A 2,042-nucleotide genomic window follows, 5' to 3' on the forward strand; every position below is an offset into this window, starting at 1 on the left:
GATTATACCATAGCGCCCAGGCAATTTATAAAATCCTGAAGTTCAAGAATTCTTCAATGTTGTACAATTGTACGCTGAATGTACAAACACGGGCGTGGTATTCATGTTAAAAATGTATTGTAAGCGATTTTAGAAAAGGCTTTCAACTAGTTTTAGAAAGCGCTATTATATAAAACTTTTAAAAGAGTGGAGTGAACTGAGATGAATTTAAAAGACATGACTGAAAAAGGTCTGCTCTTTTTAGATGTAGAGTGGGGCACAAAGGATCAAGTCATCCGTAATCTGGTTGATGCACTAGACGAGAACGGATTCCTTAGCTCAAAAGAAGAATATTATCATGCTGTAATGGAGAGGGAGCAGATTTCGCCAACAGGGTTTGAAGCTGGTCTGGCAATCCCCCACGGCAAATCTTCCGCTGTTAAAAAGGCAGGTTTTGCCGTAGCGAGATTGAAAAACAAATTAAAAGACTGGGAAAGCATCGATCCAAACAATCAGGTAGAGCTTGTTTTCTTGCTCGCAATCCCAGGAGCTGAAGCTGGTTCTACTCACTTAAGCCTTCTATCAGAATTGAGTACTCGCTTGATGGATTCAAGCTACCATCAGCGCCTGATGAACGCAAAAAATGCAGACCAGTTCATCGCTGCGATTGACCAGGTAGACAATAAAAAAGCTGAGTCTCATGAATATACAAAAACAATTGTTGCCATCACAGCATGTGCTGCAGGTATCGCCCACACGTATATGGCCGCTGAAGCATTGGAAAAAGCGGGCCGTGAAATGGGTGTCCGCGTCCTTACAGAAAAGCAAGGGGCGAATGGACTTGAGGACCAGCATACGAAAGCGCTGATTCGCGAAGCAGATGCAGTTATTTTTGCAACCGATATTTCTCCTAGAGGTATGGAGCGCTTTAATGGCAAGCCTTATGTTCAGACAAAGGTTGCAGAGCCATTGAAAAGCGCGAAAGAAATGATCAACCGTGCTCTGAACAATCCTGATGGAGTCGTCCAGGCTACTGGCGAAGATGGAGAAGGTATGGATTCTGGAGATAATAAAGGAATCTGGGCTGAAATGTCCCAGGCAATCCTCACAGGTATCTCTTACATGATTCCAGTAATCGTTGCAGCTGGACTGATGATCGGAATTTCCAAGCTTGGCGCGATGCCATTCGGACTTTCGGGTGAAATTCAAGACCCGAAATATATTAATCATGCGAATGAATTGTTAGTAATCCTTCATCACCTTGATAAATTTGGCGGATTGATCTTTAAGTTCATGTACCCAATCTTCGGTGCGTTCGTTGCGTATTCATTGGCAGGCAGACCAGGCCTTGTTTCCGGTTTGATTGGTGGTTCATTCGCCGCTGGTCTACACTACACATTCTGGGGAGTTGAAGGCGGTATCCCGTCAGGTTTCCTGGGTGCTTTGATCCTTGGTCTAGTTGCTGGTTATGTTTCAAGATTTTTAAATGAAAAAATTAAACTTCACAAAAATCTGCAGGCAATGAAGCCAATGCTAATCATTCCTGCCATAAGCGTTCTTACAATTTTCTTCTTGAACTTTTACTTTGTTGATCCTGTTTTCGGGGCATTGAATTTAGCTATAAGAAATTATATTGAATCTGCTCAAGGTTCTGGAACATTGTTCTTGTCGGCTATCATTGCTGCTGCAACTGCTTTTGACCTTGGAGGTCCTATTAATAAAGCTGCTGGTGCGATTGCCATCGGATTAGCTGCGGATCAGATTTTCCCGTTGACTGCAAGAGTATTGGCGATTGTCATTCCGCCAATCGGTCTGGGACTTGCAACAATTATTGATAAATATGTGGTTGGCCGCAGGGTTTTTGATGAAAACCTTCGTGTAACGGGAAATACATCCTTATTGCTTGGCTTCATTGCCATCAGTGAAGGGGCGATTCCTTTCATGCTCCGTAACCCGCTGATCACGATTCCGCTTAACATCATTGGTGCAATCATCGGGTCTGTAACGGCAGTTGCCCTTGGAGCAGTTCAGTGGTACCCGCTTCCTGCAGTCTGGGGCTGGCC

The 2,042-nt window shown here is 43.9% G+C and carries 1 protein-coding gene; it reads left to right on the forward strand.

Annotated features, from left to right (window positions below; genetic code table 11):
• Positions 1–201 precede the first annotated feature (201 nt).
• Positions 202–2,042, forward strand: a 1,841-nt coding sequence (locus WB217_RS17285; protein WP_423994524.1) for a fructose-specific PTS transporter subunit EIIC, incomplete at its 3' end; no start/stop codon positions are given.

Source organism: Mesobacillus sp. (assembly GCF_049588175.1).
Lineage (GTDB): Bacteria > Bacillota > Bacilli > Bacillales > Cytobacillaceae > Mesobacillus.